This window comes from Arthrobacter sp. zg-Y895 (assembly GCF_020731025.1).
Taxonomy (GTDB): domain Bacteria; phylum Actinomycetota; class Actinomycetes; order Actinomycetales; family Micrococcaceae; genus Arthrobacter_B.
In genome coordinates, this window is record NZ_JAJFZY010000004.1 from 580,380 (window position 1) to 600,161 (window position 19,782).

The 19,782-nt window shown below is 65.9% G+C and carries 21 protein-coding genes; 7 read left to right on the forward strand and 14 right to left on the reverse strand.

Annotated features, from left to right (window positions below; all coding sequences use genetic code 11):
- Positions 1-13: 13 nt before the first annotated feature.
- The 4 genes from LJ760_RS09405 to LJ760_RS09420 are packed head-to-tail and all read right to left on the reverse strand — an operon-like array spanning position 14 to position 6,255.
- Positions 14-3,046 carry an alpha-mannosidase gene (locus LJ760_RS09405; protein WP_227922086.1) on the reverse strand — a complete coding sequence of 1,011 codons (3,033 nt, stop codon included), beginning with the start codon at positions 3,044-3,046 and terminating at the stop codon, positions 14-16.
- A gap of 49 nt (positions 3,047-3,095) precedes the next feature.
- Positions 3,096-3,938, reverse strand: coding sequence for a carbohydrate ABC transporter permease (locus LJ760_RS09410; protein WP_227922089.1), 843 nt, complete (start codon positions 3,936-3,938; stop codon positions 3,096-3,098).
- A complete protein-coding gene (locus LJ760_RS09415) occupies positions 3,935-4,891 on the reverse strand; it encodes a carbohydrate ABC transporter permease (protein WP_227922090.1) in 957 nt (318 codons plus the stop codon). The genes LJ760_RS09410 and LJ760_RS09415 overlap by 4 nt, the downstream gene beginning before the upstream one ends.
- Complete coding sequence (locus LJ760_RS09420; protein WP_227922092.1) at positions 4,888-6,255, reverse strand: extracellular solute-binding protein; 1,368 nt, start codon at positions 6,253-6,255, stop codon at positions 4,888-4,890. Before LJ760_RS09420 ends, LJ760_RS09415 begins: the two co-directional genes overlap by 4 nt.
- A gap of 200 nt (positions 6,256-6,455) precedes the next feature.
- Between LJ760_RS09420 and LJ760_RS09425 the strand changes: the two genes are divergently transcribed.
- Positions 6,456-7,313: an alpha/beta fold hydrolase gene (locus LJ760_RS09425; RefSeq protein WP_227922097.1), complete on the forward strand. Its 858-nt coding sequence runs from the start codon at positions 6,456-6,458 to the stop codon at positions 7,311-7,313.
- Here LJ760_RS09425 and LJ760_RS09430 read toward each other — a convergent pair.
- Positions 7,273-7,815 (reverse strand): DUF2231 domain-containing protein, encoded by a 543-nt coding sequence (locus LJ760_RS09430; protein ID WP_227922107.1) that lies wholly within the window; start codon positions 7,813-7,815, stop codon positions 7,273-7,275. The genes LJ760_RS09425 and LJ760_RS09430 overlap by 41 nt on opposite strands.
- A gap of 184 nt (positions 7,816-7,999) precedes the next feature.
- On the opposite strand from LJ760_RS09430, the gene LJ760_RS09435 reads away from it, so the two are divergent.
- From LJ760_RS09435 to LJ760_RS09445, 3 genes are all read left to right on the forward strand, one after another.
- Positions 8,000-8,407, forward strand: coding sequence for a YciI family protein (locus LJ760_RS09435; protein ID WP_227922109.1), 408 nt, complete (start codon positions 8,000-8,002; stop codon positions 8,405-8,407).
- 6 nt (positions 8,408-8,413) lie between these two features.
- Positions 8,414-9,568: an RNA polymerase sigma factor gene (locus LJ760_RS09440; protein ID WP_227922112.1), complete on the forward strand. Its 1,155-nt coding sequence runs from the start codon at positions 8,414-8,416 to the stop codon at positions 9,566-9,568.
- Between the two features lie 111 nt (positions 9,569-9,679).
- Positions 9,680-10,252, forward strand: coding sequence for a hypothetical protein (locus LJ760_RS09445; protein WP_227922114.1), 573 nt, complete (start codon positions 9,680-9,682; stop codon positions 10,250-10,252).
- A 4-nt stretch (positions 10,253-10,256) separates the two neighbouring features.
- On the opposite strand, the gene LJ760_RS09450 is transcribed toward LJ760_RS09445, so the two are convergent.
- Positions 10,257-11,258 (reverse strand): Lrp/AsnC family transcriptional regulator, encoded by a 1,002-nt coding sequence (locus LJ760_RS09450; protein WP_227922117.1) that lies wholly within the window; start codon positions 11,256-11,258, stop codon positions 10,257-10,259.
- Between the two features lie 111 nt (positions 11,259-11,369).
- Here LJ760_RS09450 and LJ760_RS09455 point away from each other — a divergent pair, with 111 nt between their 5' ends.
- A complete protein-coding gene (locus LJ760_RS09455) occupies positions 11,370-12,851 on the forward strand; it encodes an MFS transporter (protein ID WP_227922118.1) in 1,482 nt (493 codons plus the stop codon).
- Positions 12,848-14,035, forward strand: coding sequence for an amidohydrolase (locus LJ760_RS09460; RefSeq protein ID WP_227922119.1), 1,188 nt, complete (start codon positions 12,848-12,850; stop codon positions 14,033-14,035). Before LJ760_RS09455 ends, LJ760_RS09460 begins: the two co-directional genes overlap by 4 nt.
- A 1-nt stretch (position 14,036) precedes the next feature.
- Here LJ760_RS09460 and LJ760_RS09465 read toward each other — a convergent pair whose 3' ends face one another.
- The 3 genes from LJ760_RS09465 to LJ760_RS09475 all read right to left on the reverse strand — a co-directional run bounded on the left by LJ760_RS09465 (position 14,037) and on the right by LJ760_RS09475 (position 15,405).
- A complete protein-coding gene (locus LJ760_RS09465) occupies positions 14,037-14,543 on the reverse strand; it encodes a hypothetical protein (RefSeq protein WP_227922120.1) in 507 nt (168 codons plus the stop codon).
- A gap of 101 nt (positions 14,544-14,644) precedes the next feature.
- Entirely contained in the window at positions 14,645-14,872 is a 228-nt protein-coding gene (locus tag LJ760_RS09470; RefSeq protein ID WP_227922121.1) for a helix-turn-helix domain-containing protein, read from the reverse strand.
- The gene (locus LJ760_RS09475; RefSeq protein WP_227922123.1) at positions 14,872-15,405 is read right to left on the reverse strand and encodes a hypothetical protein; all 534 of its coding nucleotides are present in this window, start codon (positions 15,403-15,405) and stop codon (positions 14,872-14,874) included. Before LJ760_RS09475 ends, LJ760_RS09470 begins: the two co-directional genes overlap by 1 nt.
- A 283-nt stretch (positions 15,406-15,688) precedes the next feature.
- On the opposite strand from LJ760_RS09475, the gene LJ760_RS09480 reads away from it, so the two are divergent.
- On the forward strand, positions 15,689-15,994 hold the full coding sequence (locus LJ760_RS09480) for a hypothetical protein (RefSeq protein WP_227922124.1): 306 nt from the start codon (positions 15,689-15,691) through the stop codon (positions 15,992-15,994).
- 6 nt (positions 15,995-16,000) lie between these two features.
- On the opposite strand, the gene LJ760_RS09485 is transcribed toward LJ760_RS09480, so the two are convergent.
- From LJ760_RS09485 to LJ760_RS09505, 5 genes are all read right to left on the reverse strand, one after another.
- Positions 16,001-16,507 carry a LapA family protein gene (locus tag LJ760_RS09485; RefSeq protein ID WP_227922125.1) on the reverse strand — a complete coding sequence of 169 codons (507 nt, stop codon included), beginning with the start codon at positions 16,505-16,507 and terminating at the stop codon, positions 16,001-16,003.
- 236 nt (positions 16,508-16,743) lie between these two features.
- Complete coding sequence (locus tag LJ760_RS09490; protein WP_227922126.1) at positions 16,744-17,214, reverse strand: hypothetical protein; 471 nt, start codon at positions 17,212-17,214, stop codon at positions 16,744-16,746.
- Positions 17,215-17,359: 145 nt separating this feature from the next.
- Positions 17,360-17,665, reverse strand: coding sequence for an EthD family reductase (locus LJ760_RS09495; protein WP_227922127.1), 306 nt, complete (start codon positions 17,663-17,665; stop codon positions 17,360-17,362).
- Positions 17,666-17,726: 61 nt separating this feature from the next.
- The gene (locus tag LJ760_RS09500) at positions 17,727-19,166 is read right to left on the reverse strand and encodes a dihydrolipoyl dehydrogenase family protein (protein WP_227922128.1); all 1,440 of its coding nucleotides are present in this window, start codon (positions 19,164-19,166) and stop codon (positions 17,727-17,729) included.
- On the reverse strand, positions 19,163-19,726 hold the full coding sequence (locus LJ760_RS09505; protein ID WP_227922130.1) for a hypothetical protein: 564 nt from the start codon (positions 19,724-19,726) through the stop codon (positions 19,163-19,165). The genes LJ760_RS09500 and LJ760_RS09505 overlap by 4 nt, the downstream gene beginning before the upstream one ends.
- Positions 19,727-19,782: the final 56 nt, after the last annotated feature.

The window sequence follows — 19,782 nt, forward strand, 5'->3', positions numbered from 1 at the left end:
GGACGTGTCGACCTCACCGGCCGGGGACACCAAATCTTAGCGTGACTAGCTCAAACGGCCGGAGCACAAGCTCGGTGTTGTTCACGTCGCTTTGCCGGAGCGCGGAACTTTCCCGGGGGCGCTCCAGCAGATCGGTTTCCGTGACGCCGTTATGGCTGAAATCGGCCGTCAGGGTCCCCCGCGCCCTCGTCCCGTGGGCCTCGTAAACGCGCACAATAACGTCGCCGGAACCATCCTCCGCCAGCTTGACCGCTTCCACCACCAGGGCCGGGTTGTCCAGCCGCACGAGGGGGTCCACCGTTGTGCGTTCCACCCCGCCGATGGTGCGCAGGGGAAGATTCAGCCGGTACCCCTCAGCAACGGCCTCAGGGATGCCTGCGCCCAGAACCACTGAGGTCGCCATCCGGTGGGTGCCCTGGTCCGCCGCCGGGTCAGGGAACACCGGTGCCCGCAGGAGTGACTGCCGCACTGTTGTGGTGGTGGCCCGGCCGGAGTGTGCAGAGCGGGTGATGTCGTGCCCGTAGGTGGAATCGTTGGCTACCGCCACCCCGTAGTCGGGCTCCCCGACGTGGACCCAGCGGTGGGCAACTGTCTCAAAACGGGCCGCATCCCAGGAGGTATTCGCGTGCGTCGGCCGATGGATATGCCCGAACTGGATTTCCGACGTCGCGCGTTCGGCATGGATATCCAGTGGAAAGGCGAGTTTGAGGAGTTTTTTCTGTTCGTGCCAGTCCACCTCGGTGCTGATCTCCAGCCGCGGCGCCCGGCTGTCGAGGGAAAGGTACTGGACCACCTGCGAGGAATTGAACGTGCGCTCGATCCGCAGCGCCGTGCCCGCGGGACCGTCCACGATCTCCAGGGCGGATACGTCCACCAGATCGACGGTGTTCCGGCGGTAGTGCTCATCGATGTCCCACGCATCCCACTGCGTCGGGGTGTCGCGGTGCAGCTGCAGCAAGTTGGCGGCGGAACCGGACGGAACGAGTTCCCGGTCGGCAATCTTGTCGTACATCGAGCGGATGAGCCCGGCTTGGTCAACGAAGATCCGGACGGCATCGTTTTCAAGGACGAACCCGTCCCCGGCCCGGGACACGTTCCGCTTTTCCGGAGCGGGCTCGGGCCCGGCACCGAAAGCAGCTATTCCCGCTACTGGATAAGGGGATGCGTTGAGCACTGCTGCGACCGAACCGCGACCCAGGAGCTCATGCGCCGCCGCCTCGATAATCGTTCCCAGTGTGGCAGCCACCTCGGCGTAGTTGCGCTCGGCCTCCTGATATACCCAGGCGATGGATGTACCCGGCAGAATGTCGTGGAACTGCTGCAGAAGCACGGTCTCCCAGGCCTTCCTTAACTCCTCCGCAGGGTAGGGCGCCCCCGCCCGGACAGCAGCGGTTGCCGCCCACAGTTCCGCCTCGCGCAGCAGGTGCTCGGAGCGCCGGTTGCCGCGCTTGGTCCTGGCCTGGGAGGTGTAGGTGCCGCGGTGGAATTCCAAATACAGTTCACCGGACCAGACCGGCGGCTCGGCATACTCCGCCTCGGCGGCCTCGAAGAAGGCGCGCGGGCTGGACAGCTCAACGGTGGGAGACCCTTCGAGGGACCGGGTGCGGCGCGCAGCGGCGATCATTTCCCGGGTGGGCCCGCCGCCGCCGTCGCCGTGGCCGAAGGGAACCATCGACGTCGTCCCGTTGCCCTTTTCCGCGTACTGCCGCTCGGCCCGCGCGAGTTCCGCGCCGCCCAGGTCCGAATTATAGGTATCGACCGGCGGGAAGTGGGTGAATATCCGGGACCCGTCGATTCCCTCCCACCGGAAGGTATGGTGCGGCATCCTGTTGGTTTCATTCCAGGAAATTTTCTGGGTGAGGAACCAGCGTGCGCCGGCTGCAGCCATGATCTGCGGCAGCGCAGCGGAGTAGCCGAAGGAGTCCGGCAGCCAGACCTCCTCGCAGTCAATCCCGAACTCCCGCAGGAAAAACCCCTTGCCTGCCACAAACTGCCGCACCAGTGCCTCCCCGCCCGGAAGGTTGGTGTCAGATTCGACCCACATACCGCCCACTGGAACGAAGCTGCCGGCGGCGACCTTTTCCTTCACCCGCGCGAAAAGCTCCGGATAGGACTGCTTAAGCCAGGCGTATTGCTGCGCCGACGACGCCGCGAAAACGAAGTCCGGGTTCTCATCAATAAGGTCGCAGACGTTGGAGAAGGTGCGCGCCACCTTGCGGACCGTCTCCCGCGTCGGCCAGAGCCAGGCCGAATCGATGTGCGCGTGCCCGACGGCGTGCAGATGGTGAGCGCTTGCCGCGGCGGGTTGAGCGAGCACCGGCTGGAGGATGCGCCGGCCGACGGCGGCGGTCCCGGACACGTCATCCGGGTCCATGGCGTCCACCATGCGGTCCAGGGCACGGAGGATTTCTGCGCGCCGCTGCGAAGACTCGGGCAGCTCCCCCATGAGTCCCATCAATGCCTCTACGTCCTGCTGGAGTTCCCATACCGGCAGGTCGAGGAGCCCCGCCTCGATCTGCGCCAACCGGTACAGCCGGGCATCCCCGGCGGTCGCCTTGTCCCCATAGGGTGTCGGGATGAAGAGGAAATCCTGGGCAACATTCGGATTGGCAGCTGCTTCAATAAAGAGGTCGATTTCGCCGCCCGCACCGACGTCGAGCCGGACCGCGCGGTTGAGCGGTTCCACCCCCTTGATGATGGTCCCCGAGGACGAATAGACGGTCCCCTCAGCCTGGAACCCGGGCTGCTGGGCGGTGAATCCCAGATCGACAACGAGCTCGGCGCGGGTGTCCTTTTCCTCCGCCCAGGCTGCGGGCACCTTACCTTCCGCGTGGAACCACACCGTGCCCCAGGGCTTGCCCCAAACCATGCCGTGCCGGGCCGGGAGGAACTGCTGCCCGACGGCGGTGGCGAAGGGTACGGGTTCATCGGGAACCTCCCAGAAGGCCAGATCGAGAGGCTCGGTGCGGCGGTAAAGGGCCGGTACGAGCCGTTCGCCGCGGAACCGCCGGACGCGGGCTTCAACAAGGGTGGCGTCATAGTGCATGGAGTGCTGCCTTTCGAGGCTGGTAAGGAGGGAGGCCGGCGCGCGGGGGTCAGCCCTTGAGCGCTCCGGCGGTGGCGAAGGACCCGCCGATGCCCTTGGTGACGATGACGTAGAGAACGATCACGGGCAGGGAATACAACAGTGAAAAGGCAGCCAGCTCTCCGTAGGCAACGCTCCCGTACTGCCCGAAGAAGTTGAAGACGGTGACGGCCGCGGGTTGCTTGTGGCTGGACAGCAGCAGGATGAACGGGATGAAAAAGTTTCCCCATGCCTGGATGAACACGAAGATGAACACCACCGCCAGACCCGGCCGCATCAGGGGTACGACGACGGTGCGGAGCGCCTTCATGGAGCTGGCCCCGTCAATCCACGCCGCTTCCTCCAGGCTCACGGGCACCGAATCCATGAAGTTCTTGGTCATCCAGATGGCCATCGGAAGGGACGTTGCAGCCATGAAGAGCGCAACGGGAGGCACACTGTCGAGCTGCCCCAGCCGGACGAACATGCTGTACACCGGGACCATCATGGCCGTGATGGGCAGCCCCGTGCCGAACAGCACCCCGTACAGGAAAGGCTTGTTGTAGCGGGCCTGGTAGCGGGACAGCGGATACGCGGCGAGGACGGCAGCAAGGACGGTGATCACAGCGCATCCGGCCGAGAGCAGGAAGCTGTTCCACAGCGGCCACAGGGTTTGTCCCGGCGTCAGCACCGCGGAGAAATTCGCCAGCGAAAACCGCTCGGGCATCGCCAGCGACGCACTCGCCCCGGGATCGAGAGAGGCAAGAACCAGCCAGGCCAGCGGCAGCAGGAAGCAGGCCGCAATAGCGAGCAGCACACCGGAGGCTGCGGCCTTCGACGCACGGCGTTGTGTGGTGGCGGTCCCGGCGCTCATGCGTTCCCTCCCGGCTTGAGGATACGGATATAGAGGAAGGAAAAAACCGCCCCCAGGAGCAGCATCACCGTCGCTATGGCGGTGCCGTAACCGATCTTCCCCAGGCCAAACGCTTCAGCGTAGGCGAACAGTGGGAGCGTGGTGCTGCGCTGATTCGGGCCGCCGCTGGTCATCACGAAAATCAAGGTGAACACGGACAGCGTCTGCAGGGTGATCAGCATGAGGTTCGTCGAGATGCTGTTGCGGATCATCGGGATGGTCACAAAGGCCAGCCGTTTCCAGCCGCCGGCACCATCAATGACGGCTGCCTCGGTGATTTCAGGGGCAACGTCATTCAGGGCGGCTTCGTAGATCATCATCGAGAACGCCGTCCCGCGCCAGATGTTCGCGAGCACCACGGCGGCCAGTGGATAGGCAAAAAGCCATTCAACCGGTTCAAGCCCGGCCAGGCCCGTGAGCGCGTTCAGTGTTCCGTCGCTGCTGAAAAATGCGTAGCAGGCAAAGGCGGCAACAATTTCCGGCAGCACCCAGGCTGTGACCACCGTCGTCGCAACGATCGAGCGGACCATTTTCGGTGCGTTGGCAGTCATTAATGCCAACGCCAGGCCGAGGAAGTTCTGGCCGATGACCGCCGAGACCAGCAGGAAAACAACGGTCAGCCAGAGGGCGTTCGGGAAGTCCGGGTCCGTCAGCAGCGCCACGTAGTTGTCGATACCGATGAAACGGGGTTCGGAAGCCGCTCTGCCCGAAAGCGCCGCATTGGTGAATGAACCCCAAATGGACCACAGAACCGGACCGAGCATAAACAACAGCAGCAGGACGACGGCCGGCACCAAGGGGACGGCGCGCCGGATCGAGCGTCCCCTGGAGTGACGCCGCCCGGCAGGAACGGTGGACCGCACCGGATGGCGCGGCCCCCGCTCCTGCACCGGCTGGGTGGGAGTGGTTGTCATCCCCGGCTGACATTCTCTTCGCCTACGAGGGAAGTGACGGCTTCGTCATATGCCGCCGCAGCCTCGTCCACCGATTGTTCGCCGGTCATGACCGCTTCCATGGCCTGCTGGATATTCCCGGAGATCTCTGCGTAGTCGGAAGTGGTGGGGCGGTAGTGCGTCACTTCCACCAAGTCGCTGAAGAATCCGCTGACCGGACTGGATTCGGTGAAGGCCGGATCTTCCGCGACATCGCTGCGCACCGGAACCTGGGACGCGTTCACGTTGTAGGACAGGCTGTTGTCCTTGTTCAGAGCGGTGCTGATGAAGTCGAAGGCCAGGTCCGGATCCTGGGTCCCGGCGCCGACCGCGAGGGTCCAGCCGCCGGACATGCTGGTGGCGCCCGGCTCACCGCCGTCCTGGGTGGGCATCGGTGTTACCCCCATCACCTCGGACCATTCGGGCCAGGGGGTCGGACCGTCCTCGAGCCAGTTCCCGGCAATCCATGAACCGTCGATCGAGGCGCCCACTTTGTTTTCCGGGTACCACTCGCCGTTGAGTTGCTGGTAATAGGTGGAATCAAGGGCTGTCGCGACGTCGGGTCCCAGCCCACCGGTGTAAACGTCGGAGATGAACTGCAGGGAGTCCTTGAAGCCCTGCGAACCGACAATCCACTTGCCTTCGTCAGTGTCGTAAAGGGTGTCGTCCGTGCCATAGAGAAGCATCTCGAAGCCCTGCATCGACGCTGCTTCACCCATGCCGGTGCCGGAATAGATATTGAAAGGCACGGCGTCGGGATCTGCTGCTTTTACCGCTTCTGCCGCGGCCAGAATGTCTTCCCAGGTCTGGGGTTCCCAGGGTACCGGCAGGCCGGCCTGTTCAAAGACGACTTTGTTGTACCAAAGCGCGCGGGTGTCAGTCCCCATCGGTACTGCATAGGTCTTGCCGTCGGATCCGAGTCCGGCCTGTTTTGCGCTTTCGATGAAGCCGGTATCCCAGTCTTCCCACTCGGCAAGATAGTCATCCAGCGCCAGCAGATAGCCCGCTTCCGCGTCCGGCCGGACCCTGAAGCTGTCTTCATAGAAGACGTCCGGCGCGGTGTCCGGGGACCGCTGCATCAGGGACAACTTGGTGGCGTAGTCGTTTTCCTCTGCTTCGATCGGCTCCAAGTTGACTGTGACGTCCGGGTTAGCCGCTTCGAAGTCTTCCTTGGCTTGCTGCATCAGTGCGTCAACCTGCGTATACGCACTGGTTTTCTGGTACGCGACGGTGATCGATCCCCCGTCTGCGTTTTCTCCTCCCCCGCTTCCCTCCGGCGCGCAGCCACTGGCTCCGAGGACCAGAAGGACGGTGGTGGGCAATGCCCAGGACATGGACCTTCGCATGGTGCTCCTTTGCTCCATTCGCGACCCACGCTGTCTGAGCAACCGTCCGCTGTGACCGGAACCCAAAATGTGTGGGAGGCGGCCCGGGTAGATATCAGCCGCCGTGCGGATAAGTAAAGCGACTGGACTAATTGCTGTCAACGGTTGTTGGGAACCAAGATCCCATCGAATTCGCCGCCCTGCGCGGCGTACCCTGAGCTATGGAATCCGAAGTCCGGAATCTTCCGCTTCACACCGGCATCACGGTGCCCTGCCTGGTCCAGGGCGACGCCGATGCACCACCGGTATTGCTGTTGCATGCCTGGGCTGAATCCCGCCGGAGCTTTGACCGCCTGTTGCCCGGTTTGGCCGGCTTCCGGATTTACGCTCCGGACCTCCGCGGCCAGGGCGATGCCGACAAACCGCAGGGCGGATACTCGCTGGCGGAGCAAGCCGAGGATGCCGCCGCGGTTCTGGATGCGCTGGAGGTGCCGACGGCGTCGGTCCTTGGCTCCTCGAGCGGTGGCTATGTGGCCCAGCAACTAGCTGTGGAGCACCCCGACCGGGTGGCGGCGCTTGTGCTGGTGGGCGCCCCTTTGACTCTGAAGGGCCGCCCCGGGTTCGCCGACGACGTCGACGGCCTGACTGATCCCGTCGCCGAGGACTGGGTGCGCGGTTTCCTCGCCTGGTTTCCCCTCATCCAAGAGGTTCCCCCGCGGTTCATCGAGGACCGGGTGCGCGACGGCGTCAAGATGCCCGCGCACGCGTGGAAGCTGAGCCTGCGTGGCTTGTACTCGGCCGTGCCGCCGACCGAAACGGGAGCCATCGAGGTTCCCACGCTGATCCTGTGGGGCGGGCAGGACAGCCTGCTCCCCCGCGCAGACCAGGACACCCTGGCCGCCAAAATTGACGGCGCAGAACTGAAGATCTATCCCGATGCCGCCCACTTGGTCTTGTGGGAATGCCCGGAACAGGTGGCAGCGGATGCGGCGGCGTTCCTGGGTTCTCGCTTGAGGCCCGGTCCCGCCCGCAAACCCGTCAGGCGGCGGAAGGTACCCGACGCGCCGTGCCGCGGTTGAGCGCCAGATGCCCGCCCAGGAACCCGGAACCCGCCAGAACCGCATTGCCCGCAAGGGCCAGGGCCACACCCAGCCCGTGCCGGCCGCGGGTCCGGGCGATCAGTGATCCGAGGTTGGCAAACACAGCCACATCGGTCCCCAGAGCATGAACGGCGCCGATTCGACGCGCGTCGCCGGTCATTCCCGCCCAGTCGCTGGCGCCGGCGATAGCGGTGGGCACGGCCGCGGCCAGCCCCGCGCCCACCAGGACGGTGGCACCGTGCCGTGACTGGGGTCCGCCCGCCAGATCAAGGATCGACGCGCTGCCCCAGCAGCCAAGCGTCAGATCGGTGAGCGGCGGATGGATCGAGTGGCCCAGGACGCCGGTATGGAACGGGCTTTTCCGCGCCCACTCGAGAACCGGCTTATAGAGGAACTCCTGCGCGGCGGCAACGCGTTCCGAGACCGGGCTGGTGCCCACGGCCCGGGCCAGACGCAACGGCAGCGAAACTTCTTCACTCACGCCTATTGACGCTACGCCCGCCGGGCACAGCTGCAAAGGCTCCGCCGAAACCCGCGGAGTCGGCCGCGGAACCTGCCCCGCGCCGTCATGTCGAAATCCCCTCCCCCGTTCCGTCCCCGGTACGAACACAGCCACAATGGCTGTGTCGTGGGGGAACAGTTGCAGTTGAACAAGGGAGACCGTCATGGCCAAGTACCTGTTGCTCAAGCACTACCGCGGCGCACCGGAAGCGCTCAACAACGTACCGATGGACCAGTGGACACCTGACGAAGTCGCGGCCCACATGCAGTTCATGGAGGACTTTGCCGAACGGCTGCAGGCCAACGGCGAATACGTGGAGGGCCAGGCCCTCTCCCCCGAAGGAACCTTCGTACGGTACGACGGCGAGGGCCGGCCCCCGGTGACCGACGGTCCGTTCGTGGAAACCAAGGACCTGATCGCCGGCTGGTTCGCCATCGACGTGGACGGCTATGACCGCGCGCTCGAACTGGCCGGAGAGCTGTCCGCAGCACCGGCCGCCGGCGGCAAACCGCTGCACGAGTGGATCGAGGTCCGTCCGTTCCTGGCCGCGCCCGTCACGATCACGGAATAACCGCTCGTGGAGGAAAGCCGGCTGCGGGTCCTCACCCCGCAGGTCATCGCCGTCCTCGTCCGCCGCGGAGCCGACTTCGCGGCGGCCGAGGACGCGGTGCAGGACGCCCTGCTCGAAGCCTTGCGCACGTGGCCGGAGAATCCGCCTCGGGATCCCAAGGGCTGGCTGGTCACCGCCGCGTGGCGCAAGTTCCTTGATGCCGCCCGCGCGGAGTCGTCCCGCCGCCGTCGTGAACTAAAGGTCGACGGCGAACCCGCGCCCGGCGTCGTCGCTTCCACTGACGACACGCTGCAGCTGTATTTCCTCTGCGCCCACCCGTCGCTGTCCCCGTCCTCGGCGGTGGCGTTGACACTGCGTGCCGTGGGCGGGCTGACCACCCGGCAGATCGCCGCCGCGTATCTGGTGGGCGAGGCGACCATGGCGCAGCGGATCAGCCGGGCCAAACGGACCGTGGCCGGCGTCCGCTTCGACACCCCCGGCGACATCGACACCGTGCTGCGGGTGCTGTACCTGGTCTTCAACGAGGGCTACTCGGGCGACGTCGACCTGGCCGCCGAAGCCATCCGCCTCACGCGCCAGTTGGCCGCCGCCGTCGACCATCCGGAGGTGCGGGGACTGCTGGCGCTTATGCTGCTGCACCACGCCCGCCGGGCTGCACGGACCGACGACGGCGGACGGCTTGTTCCGCTGGCCCAGCAGGACCGCAGCCGCTGGGATACCCGGGGAATCATTGAGGGCGTGGCCATCCTGCAGCGTGCCCTGGCCCGTGACCGGCTGGGCGAGTACCAGGCCCAGGCTGCCATTGCGGCCCTGCACGCGGACGCCCAGAAGGCGGAGGACACCGATTGGCCGCAGATTGTCCAGTGGTACGACGAACTGGTCCGGCTCACGGGCAGCCCGGTCGCCCTGTTGAACCGGGCCGTCGCCGTCGGGGAGGCGGACGGGCCGCGCTCCGGCCTGGCCGCGCTGGCGGAACTGGATCCGTTGCTCCCCCGGCACACCGCGGCTCTGGCGTACCTGCATGAGAAGGGCGGCGACGTCGAACAGGCCGCGCGGCTATACGCGGAGGCGGCGCTGCTGGCGCCGAACCTGGCCGAGCGCGACCACCTGACCCTGCAGGCGGCGCGGCTGAATGCTGCTGACCGGAACAGGCCCGGGTGAGTCGGGCTGCTCGTCGGCGACGCCCGTTCCCCGCCTTTCCGCGGCCACCCGGGAGTTCGATAGAATTGACGGCTCCCCCACCAACACCAAAGCACCGAGAGTAAACCCCACATGAGCAAGCATGCAGCAAACCCCGAACGTCCAGAACCGATGCCGATCCCGAACCCCGAGCGCACCCTCACCGTGTGGGAGGACGGGGTGCAGCTGGACTTCACCTTCGCCGACTGCATGAAGTACCACGGGCCCGGCTTCCCCGGCGGCGTCGCGCACGCCTTCGCAGCACTCGGCCGGGCATTGCCGGAACTGGCAGCCCGCACCCCCGGCGGCCGCGTCGAGCGCCGCGAGATCCGGATCCGCACCCCCTTCGGCGGTCCCGGCGCCCGGGACGCCTTCGAACTCGTGACCCGCGCGGTCACCGGCGACCGCTACGCCGTACTGCCGGAACTGGCCCGTCCCGAGCGCGGCAACACCCTGGCCCGCTATGTCTTCGAGCTGACCGCCGGGGATGCAACCGTCACCTGCGTGATCCGGAATGCGGGCATCGTCGCGGACGAGTTCATCGAGCTCACCGCGAAGCCGGAGAGAACCCCAGCCGAGCTGGCCCACTTGGAGGTCCTCAAGCGCGAAATGCGGGACCGTATCCTCGAGCGCGACCCGGCTCAGGTTTACGATCTGGAGGGCTGAGGCCCTACACCGCGTGCAGGTTGCTCCGCCCGGTGGCCCGCCCGCGGTGGTCCAGGATCTGCCCGAGCTGCTTGACGCTGCGCAGGACCACTGACCGGTCCGCCGTCGAGACCCCGGAGAGCTTCACCTCCAGATGCTGCTCCAGCCGCTGCACCTCGGCCAGGCTCTTGAGCCACACGCCCATAATCAGGTCATACGGTCCCACCGTGTGCGAGACGATCCGCAGTTCGTCCAGATGCGGCAGCCGGGTGGCCACGGCGTCGAGTTTGGAGGCCGGCACACGAAGGAAATACCAGGCGCTCACCGGCCAGCCCGAGGCGCCGCGGACCAGGTCGGTGCGCTGGTGCAGCCGCCCGGACGCGGACATCTGCGCCAGGGTTTCGCGGATGTGCCGAGCGCTTTCACCCAGCGCGCTGCCGATCGCCGTCGCGGTGGCCCGCCCGTCCTGGTTCAGGACGGCGATGATCTCCCGTTCCAGCTCCGCGTTGCGCCCGCCCCCACGCCCGCCGGCGGCAGGGTGCAGGGCCTGCACCCGGGATGCTTCCACGGCGTCCAGGGCCCGCACCCGCCAGGCGCTGCCGTCGAACACGTTCCGGGCTATCGGATGGCTCCGGACCGATTCAATGCCGTCGACCAGCGGCAGCTCGTCCAGCAGATACGCCCACAGCGCCGCTTCGCTGGAGGCCGCAATGGTGGCCACGATGTCGCGCCCGCCGGCGGTGAGGTCGACGCCGATCGCCTCCGGGGTCTCGGCCAGCGCCGCAGCCACACGCAGGTTGGCACCGGAATGGCAGCTGATCTCGACCAGCGCCCCCGCCTCCCAGCTGCCCGTGTCGAAGGTGCTGATCCACGCCGTGCCGGACGCGTGCAGGTCCCGCCAGCGGCGGTTCAGGGTGGCGGCGTCCGCGCCGAGGATCGGCGCCAGCTGGGTCCAGGGTGCGCGGGGATAGACCTGGAGCGCGTTGATAATCCGCAGATCTAGCGGATTCAGGGAACTTTCCGGCATGCCACCCTCATTTTGGCGAAACAATCGGCATTTTCTTCGAGCCCGGCGTGCACCGTCGGTACTTTGGCAGGACGATACCATCGCGCGTCACTACTTCCGGAACGGATGAGCATGAAGTCCTCCCCCAGCACCAGTACCAAGGCGGCCGGCGGCGCCGTCGGCTTCCTGATTGTTATGGAGTTCGGCTCCGGGCTGTTGCAGGGCTGGTTTCCGCCCCTGCTGGCCCGCATCGGCGAGGACTTCTCGGTGGACGACGCCGCCCTGAACTGGGTCAGCGTGGTCTATCTGCTGATGACCGTCGCTTTTGTGCCGGTCCTCGGCAAGCTCGGCGACCTCTACGGGCACAAGCGGATGCTGCTGGTCACGGTCTGCCTGGTGGCGGTCGGGTCGGTGATCGTGGCGTTTGCCCCCAGCTTCGGAGTGCTGCTGCTCGGCCGGGCACTGCAGGCACCGCTCGCGGCCTTCCTGCCGCTGGAATTCGCCATCGTCCGCAGCCGCAGCGAGGACACCGCCGGCCGCAGTATCGCCAAACTGGTTGGTGCCCTGACCGTGGGCGGCGCCATCGGCGCCATGGTTTCGGGCATCCTGCTCTCCGTGGTGGACAACCTGACCATCGTCCTGCTGGTCCCGGCGGTGTTTATGTTCCTCTGCATCCCGGTCGTGGCCTGGCTGGTTCCGGAGACTACCACCCGCAGCGCGGGCACCGTGGACTGGGCCGGCGCTGCCCTGCTCACCACCGGCCTGCTCTCCACCCTGCTGGGCATCGCCAACGCCAGCAGCTGGGGGTGGACCTCGGGCCTGACGCTCGGCTCGATCGCTTTCGGGCTGGCGGTCCTGGTGCTCTGGGTGACGGTCGAGCGCAAAGTCCGCTACCCGCTCGTGGACCTGCACGTCCTCACGACGTCGGGGATCGGCCTGCCTATCCTGGGCGCGTCCCTGTTCGGTGCGCAGATGTTCGGTTCCCAGACCGCCGGCTCGTTGTTCATCCTCAACGATCCCGATACGCACGGCTTCGGCCTGGGCCTCTCCGAAGCCACCGTCGGCGTCCTCTTCCTGGTTCTGGCGCTGGCCAGCTTCGCCGGCGCCACCCTCGGCGACCGAATCGCGGCGCGGATCACCGCCAAATCCACAGTGGTCCTCGGGGCGCTGCTGGGTGTGGTCTCCTACGTGGCCATGATCGGCTTCTCCACCAGCACGGTGCCCTTCCTGGCCGCGATGCTGCTCGGCGCTTTCGGCAACGGTCTGATACTCGGCGTCCTGCCTGCCATCGTGGTGAAGAAGGCGCCGGCAGACTCCGTCGCCGTCGCCTCGGCCCTCTACAACACCTCCCGCACCGCTGCCGGGTCGGTGGGCGGAGCCGTGTTCGCGCTGGTGATGTCCGCGTTCCTGGTCACCCTGCAGATCGACGGCGAAACCACCGTCGCCTCTGCCAACGCGTCCTACCTGTCCGTCTGGGGGATCTGCGCGGCTCTGGCCCTGGCTCTGGCCCTGGTGGCCCTGCGCTTCCGCGGCAACGACGGAGCTGCCCAGGACACGGTCCCGGCCGCCGACACCGCCCTGCCCGCTTCCGCCCAGGGGGAACGCACCGCATGAGCACCACGACGACGCCGGTCACCGTTGCCATCTCCGAACGCTTAGAGCGACACCGGCAGGCACTCCTGGCCCTGTCCGCCGCACTGCACGCCGACCCGGAGGTGGCGTTCGCCGAGCACCGGTCTGCGGCGCGGGTGGCCGACCTGCTTCGGGAGGAGGGTTTTTCGACGACTGTGGGCTGTTACGGGCTGCCGACCGCGATCGAGGCGGTGTATGGCACCGGATCCTTCCGGGTGGTGATCTGCGCCGAATACGATGCGCTGCCGGGAATCGGACATGCCTGCGGGCACAACATTATTGCCGCCTCGGCGGTGGGCGCCGCCCTTTCGCTCGCTGCGGTGGCCGCGGACTTGGATCTGACCGTGGTCCTGCTCGGCACCCCAGCAGAAGAAGAGGGCGGCGGGAAGGTCCTGATGCTCGAAGCCGGCGCCTTCGCTGCCGCCGACATCGCCCTGATGGCCCACCCGACGCCGGGCGTGGATCTGGACTGCAGCGGCACGTCCTCGCAGGGCTGCGACCGGTTCCGGGTGAAGTTCCGGGGCAAGGCCTCGCACGCGGCTGCGGCACCGGCTGACGGCGTCAATGCACTCAATGCGGCAACCGTGGCGCAGGTGGCCATCGGCCTGCTGCGCCAGCAGCTGCCCGACGGCGTGCGGATCAACGCGCTGGTGCCGGCGGGCGGATCGGCCATCAACGTCATCCCCGACTATGCGGAGTTGTTACTCGAAGTCCGCGCCCTTGATGCAGATGTGCAGCACGACACCAAGACACGGGTCCTGCTCGCCTGTGAAGGCTCTGCGCTGGCTACCGGGTGCAGCTGGTCCTGGGACCAGGATTCCCCCGCCTATCTGCCGGTGCGCCAGCACAAGGAACTGCTCGGTCTCTGGAACCGGAACCTGGCTGCGACCGGCCGCACGCTGGTGCGGCCGCCCGGAGGCGGAGGCGGCTCCACGGACATGGGCAACGTCTCGCACGCGCTGCCCGCGATTCACCCGGTGATCGCCGTACTGGGGGCCACGGCCGCGCCGCATACCGCGGGCTTTGCCGCGGAGACACAGGGGCCGGCGGCCGATGCTGCCGTGCTGGATGCCGCCCTGGCTCTGGCTTGGACGGCTGCAGACGCGGCGTCCGATCCCGCGCTGCGGGCATCCCTGCAGGAAGCGAGAAAGGCGCCGCAGGCTTAGTTCAGTGCCTACGGTATCGATGATTTGCCGCGGGAGTGGGATGTTCTTCGCAGATGGAGGCGACAACTTTGGTGCCCGTTTCATCCGGGCGAATCCGAATATTGACCGGCCGCCCGTACTGGTCGGTTGCCGGTATGTCGTAGAGATTCAGGCCGACCGTTGCCTTATCGGTCTGAATCAGGGTTTTCGGGCGGTCCACGGTGAAGCCGTATTCCCAGCGCAGCGATTCCGCGATATTGCGGTTGGCGGTGGATATTGCCTTCCGAAGTTTCACGCCAAGCGGGATCGCGACAATTAAACCCACAACCGCAGCAAGCAGAGAAATAAGGATTACGACGAACCAGAAGTCTTCCCATTGCCCACCGGCGGCATTTTCCATGGCGATGCTTGCGGCAATGAGAACTCCGAGCGGTCCCAGCAGCAGACCGATCAGCAACCCGGAGTTGGTCATCTTCGGAACAACGCTCTCGCTTGGCTGTACGCCGGGGAGTTCTTTCGCTTTTGACACTTTGAGACCTAACGGTAAAAGGCGCACGGAACTATAACTTCAGCAGTCGCACTGTAACGGTACGGCGGATTCGCACGGATCAAAGATTAAACCGAACATGTTCAAGCGGGACGGGGAATCACCAAAAGATCCCCGACCTCGCAGTCCAGCGCATTGCAGATCGCGGTCAACGTGGAGAACCTGATGGCTTTGGCCCGGTCGTTCTTGAGGACCGACAGATTCACGAGGCTGACACCGACCTGCCGGCTCAGTTCCGTCAGCGTCATGCCGCGGGCTTCCAGGAGTTCGTCAAGACGGCAGTGGATGTTCGAGGATTCATCCGCCGGCATCAGACCAGGCCATCCGTATCCTGCTGAATCCGGCGTCCGTATTGGAAGACTCCCGCAACCAGTATCAGGACGAGGCTAAGCACCAGCGGCCAGGGGCTCAGCGTGCCTTCAAAGAGGACCAGTTCGTCGCCCGTCTGGCGCTCCATAACAACCAGGTCCGCCACGCGGGGCACCGCGATGCCGTAGAGGCCCTGGCTAAACGTCCCTACCAGCAGCAGGACGATACCGCAGGCACCGATGATTCTCACGGACACCGCGGTGAACAGGACCGCACTGCGGAGCCGGTAGGCCAGCAGGAATACCAGCGCCAGGACGGCGAGCACACCTGCTTGGTGCAGCGCTGAAGAGCATGCGAGGAGCATTGCGGGACCGGAGGGAAGAGCGGGAACCGTAGCTGTCAGTGTTGTGTAGTGTGCGCTCACTCCGGCCGTCAGCCCGTCCACGCTCTGGTCCTGCGCGTTGACCGGGAGCTCCAGCGTCACCGGGCCGGTGAAGTACCCGACGATTTCGGAGATTGAAAAGACAGTACTCACGACCGCGCCCAATGCCGCCACAAGCATGAATACGGTCGCGTCCGTTCGCGAAACGATTCTCTTTTGGCCTGCCGGCGCGCCGGTGTTTTTCGTCAGCTTCATGGTTCCCCCATATCGACTTTCGTTAATAACGATTGTCGATAACTTACGCCGTTGCTGTACGGGCGTCAATGGCACCCCCTCCGACAACCGTCCCACTCTGGCGGCCCAGCCCGGCCGGCGCTAGGCTCCTGCACCCGGGGCCGGGCGGATCCGGAAACGTACCCTAATGGGAAGGACCGGAATGCGCGTTGTTCGGACGTGGCGCGGTGTTGTCCGCAGCGAAGACCTTGAGGCATACGTCGAATACGTTCGGGTGACCGGGATCGACGAGTACCGCGCCACGGCCGGCAACCTCGGTGCCTGGATCCTCACCCGCAGCCTGGAAGAGGGACGCAGCGAGATTGTCACGGTTTCGCTGTGGGTTTCCCTCGAGGCTATTCGCGCTTTCGCGGGCGACGACGTTGGCCGGGCCGTCTTCTATCCCGAGGACGATCGGTACCTACTGGAGCGTGACCGCACGGTGTCACACTACGACCTCGCCGGTTAACCCTGCCTAGTGCCGTTCGTAGGGATGGTTTGCCGCTGGAGTGGGATGTTCCTCGCAGATGGAGGCGACCACTTTGGTACCCGTTTCATCCGGGCTGATCCGGATATTGACCGGGCGCCCGTATGTGTCGGTCGCCGGTATGTCGAAGGGATTCAGCCGGACGGGGGCCTTGTCCGTCAGGATCAGAGTTTTCGGGCGGTCAACGGTGAACCCGTATTGCCAGCGCAGGGATTCGGCAATGTTCCGGTTGGCTGCTGATATGGCCTTCCTAAGTTTCACGATAAGCGGGATCGACACAACAAGACCCACAAACGCAGCGAGAAGAAAAACCAGGACCACTACGAACCAAAACTCTTCTGCCGGACCGCCCTCAGTCTCGTCCATAGCCACACCTGCGAGGACAAGACCAATGCCCGGGCCACCCAGCATGCCCATCAGCACCCATGAACTGGTCACCTTCGGAACGAGGCTCTCGCTCGGCTGCACACCGGGGACTTCTTTCGCTTTTGACACTTTGAGACCTATCGATAACGGGCGGACCTACTGGAGGATCAGCAGTAGCAGTCTAACTATTCCGGACCGGGCGGATTCACTCCGTTATGGGAAAAGCCTGCCGGTTTGGGAAATCCCTGCCGCTGCGCAGCGGAGGTTTTTTCCAAACCGGCAGCAGAATCGGTGCAGCCCGCCGCGGGGGCAGGAACTGGCGAATCAGTTACCGCCTGATCCCCGGCTAGGAGACGGGCGCCTATTTAGCCCCGGCGGTCGCGGCGGTAGCCGACAGCCTGAAGCATCAGCAGCGCAAGGGCGCCTGCCAGGCCGAAGGGCAGCAGATACACACCCATCATCTGGAAGTTCATCATCGCAACGTCCTGGGCACTCGTGACTGCACTGCCGCCGCTGTAAATGGCCGACGTGATTTGGAGGTTGCCGGAGAGCCAGATCAGTCCAAGGACAAGCATCATCGCCACAACCGCCCACGCGGCAAAGAGATAGGGGTTAGACCGGCGCCTGGGGGCAGCAGCCGGTTCGAGGGGCCCTTGAGCAGCGGCGCCGTCAACGCCCGCATCGCTGAATTCCGCTTCGGTATGGGTGGTACGACTGGACGCCTGTGGAGGTTCACCGCCGTCGGACACCACTTCCACCCAGTCCCCGCTTTCCCCGGGCACTGGCCGCGCGTAAAGCCGGTAATCCGATTTGCTGATGCTTCGCCGAGTTCCCATGGCCCGAAGCCTACTACGGGGCAGCTCCGACCCTGTGGAGCGGATGCGCGGAACGGTTTAAAGCCCGATACCCGTGTTCCGGTGAGGGAACACGGGCATCGATACCAAGCGGATAGGGGGTCAAGGCGGGCAAACCGTGCGCCGCCTAGCTCTCTTCCACCTCCGAGAACAGGGCCATGAAGGTGGTTCCGCTGGCCTTAAGCTGACCGAAGAGGTCCGCGGCCGCAGGTGTTGTCACGGCAGCCGAGGCGTCCTCATAGCTGTCGAAGTACAGGTCAAGCGTCCGGTGGGCAGGGGTGGGTGAGCCGTTTTCCTTCGGCCAGACCTTGCCGGCCTCGTAACGACGCAGCTTCGGGAGCTGTTTGGCGCTGTCCGCGATGCCTTTGTAGGCGGTCTCAAACGCGTCGGGGTCGGCGGGGTTGTCGATGACGAACGTGATCTTGGTGGGCATCGGATTCTTTCCTTTCGGGGGGTCGGGGTGGTTGAAGTTTCCGGGCACGTGGGACCGTTGTCTACCGTGCCGCGGTCTCCAGCAGCCGGAGCCAGATTTCACTGATCGTGGGATAGGCGGGAACCGCATGCCAGAGCCGGTCGATCGGCACTTCCCCCGCGATCGCAATGGTTGCCGCGTGCACCAGTTCGGTCACGTCAGGTCCGACGGCGGTGAACCCGACAATCGTGTTGGTGTCCTCGTTGATGACCATGCTCGCGCGGCCGGTATAGCCGTCGGCATGCAGGGAAGCACCGGCAACCGATCCAAGGTCGTATTCCACGGAACGGACCCGGAGCCCGGCGTCGACGGCGCCGGCCAGGGTGAGGCCGGCGGAGGCAATCTCGGGGTCGGTGAAGATGACCTGCGGAACTGCCCGGAGGTCGGCGGTGGCCGCATGACGTCCCCAGGGGAAGTCCTCAACCGGGGCGCCGGTTGCCCGTGCAACGATCGCCTCCCCCGCAGCCCGGGCCTGATACTTCCCCTGGTGGGTGAGCAGCGCACGACCATTGACGTCGCCCGCCGCGTAAAGCCAGCCGCCGTCGGGCACGGTACCGTCGGGGCCGATCACCCGGAGCGTCTCGTCCACGCTCAGCGAGCCGGAGGCCGCGAGCCCGAGGTGTTCAAGCCCGAGGTCGCCGGTGTTGGGCCTGCGTCCCGTGGCAACCAGGACCTCGTCGGCGTCGATACTCCCGCCGCCGGCCAGGGTTACGTGCACGGTGCCGCGCGCGTCACGGGTCACCTCGCTCGGGCTTGCGCCGATCAGCACCCGTACCCCGCTGCTCTCGAGGGACGCGACAACGTGCTCGGCAGCGTACGGCTCGACCCTCGGCAGGACGCCGTCGCGCGCGATGAGCGTTACCGCGGCGCCCAGTGCGCTGAAGGCGGTGGCCATTTCCGTGCCGACGACGCCGCCGCCGATGATCGCGAGCCGCTCCGGGATTTTCTTCACGGACACCGCTTCACGGCTGGTCCAGGGGGCGGCGTCCGCCAGTCCCGGGATCGGCGGAAGTGCCGCGCTGGTGCCGGTGGCGACGACGACGGCGTGCCGTGCCGTGATCGTGCTGACCGTGCCGTCCCGGCCGGTGACCTCCACGGTCCGCGGGGCACTGATCCGCCCGTGCCCGCGGACCAGGGTGATGCCGGCCTGTTGGAGCCACGCGACCTGGCCGTCGTCGTTCCAGTTCGAGGCGAACCGGTCCCGGCGGGCCAGCACCGCATCGACGTCGAGTCCGCCGGTCACTGCCGCGGCGGCGCCGGGCAGCTGCCGGACCGCACGGAGTGCGGCGGCGTCCCGCAGCAGCGCTTTGGTAGGCATGCAAGCCCAGTAGGAGCACTCGCCGCCCACCAGCTCGGATTCGACAATCACCGCACTGAGGCCGCCGGCAACTATCCGGTCCGCAACGTTCTCCCCTACGGGACCGGCGCCGATAACAATAACGTCCGTAACGGTCCCGGTCATCGTGTGCCTGCCTTCGCGAGACGCTGCAGCCGGATGGCGGAGAGGAGGAAGAACACGCCGCCGAGGGTGGCGTATCCCGCGACGCCGGTGAGGGCCGCCGCGGAGGTGCCGGACATCAGAATGAATCCGGTGCCGGCCAGGGTGGAGATACCGCCGCTGAGGATCATAGGCCACTGCCCGCCCAGCCGCAGGCGGGAGATGGCTACGGCGAGCTGGACGGCGCCCGCGGTAATAGCCCAGACACCCCAGACGACGAGTACTGCGGGAACCCCCGAGGTGACGGCCACGCCCAGGGCGACGGCGGTCAGCAGGCTGAGTGCCATATTGACCAGGAGCAATGGCCCGGGACGGGAGGCGCGAGAGGCGCGGTGGTCGACGACGGCGGCCGCGACGTCGAACAGCGGATAAAGGATGAGCAGGGCGATGCTGACGGGTCCGAGGGTGGAGGCGGTCAGGGCAATAAGGACTGCCCAGACGATGGCGAATCCGAAGCGGACGAAGTACAGCTTCCGTAGGACCGGCGAGATCGCGGGTGGGGTCTGGATGGTTGATGTGGTCATGACGTTCCGTTCTGTTTGAAGTGTTTGAAAGCGGGAAGGGGGTGTCTGGTGAGGGG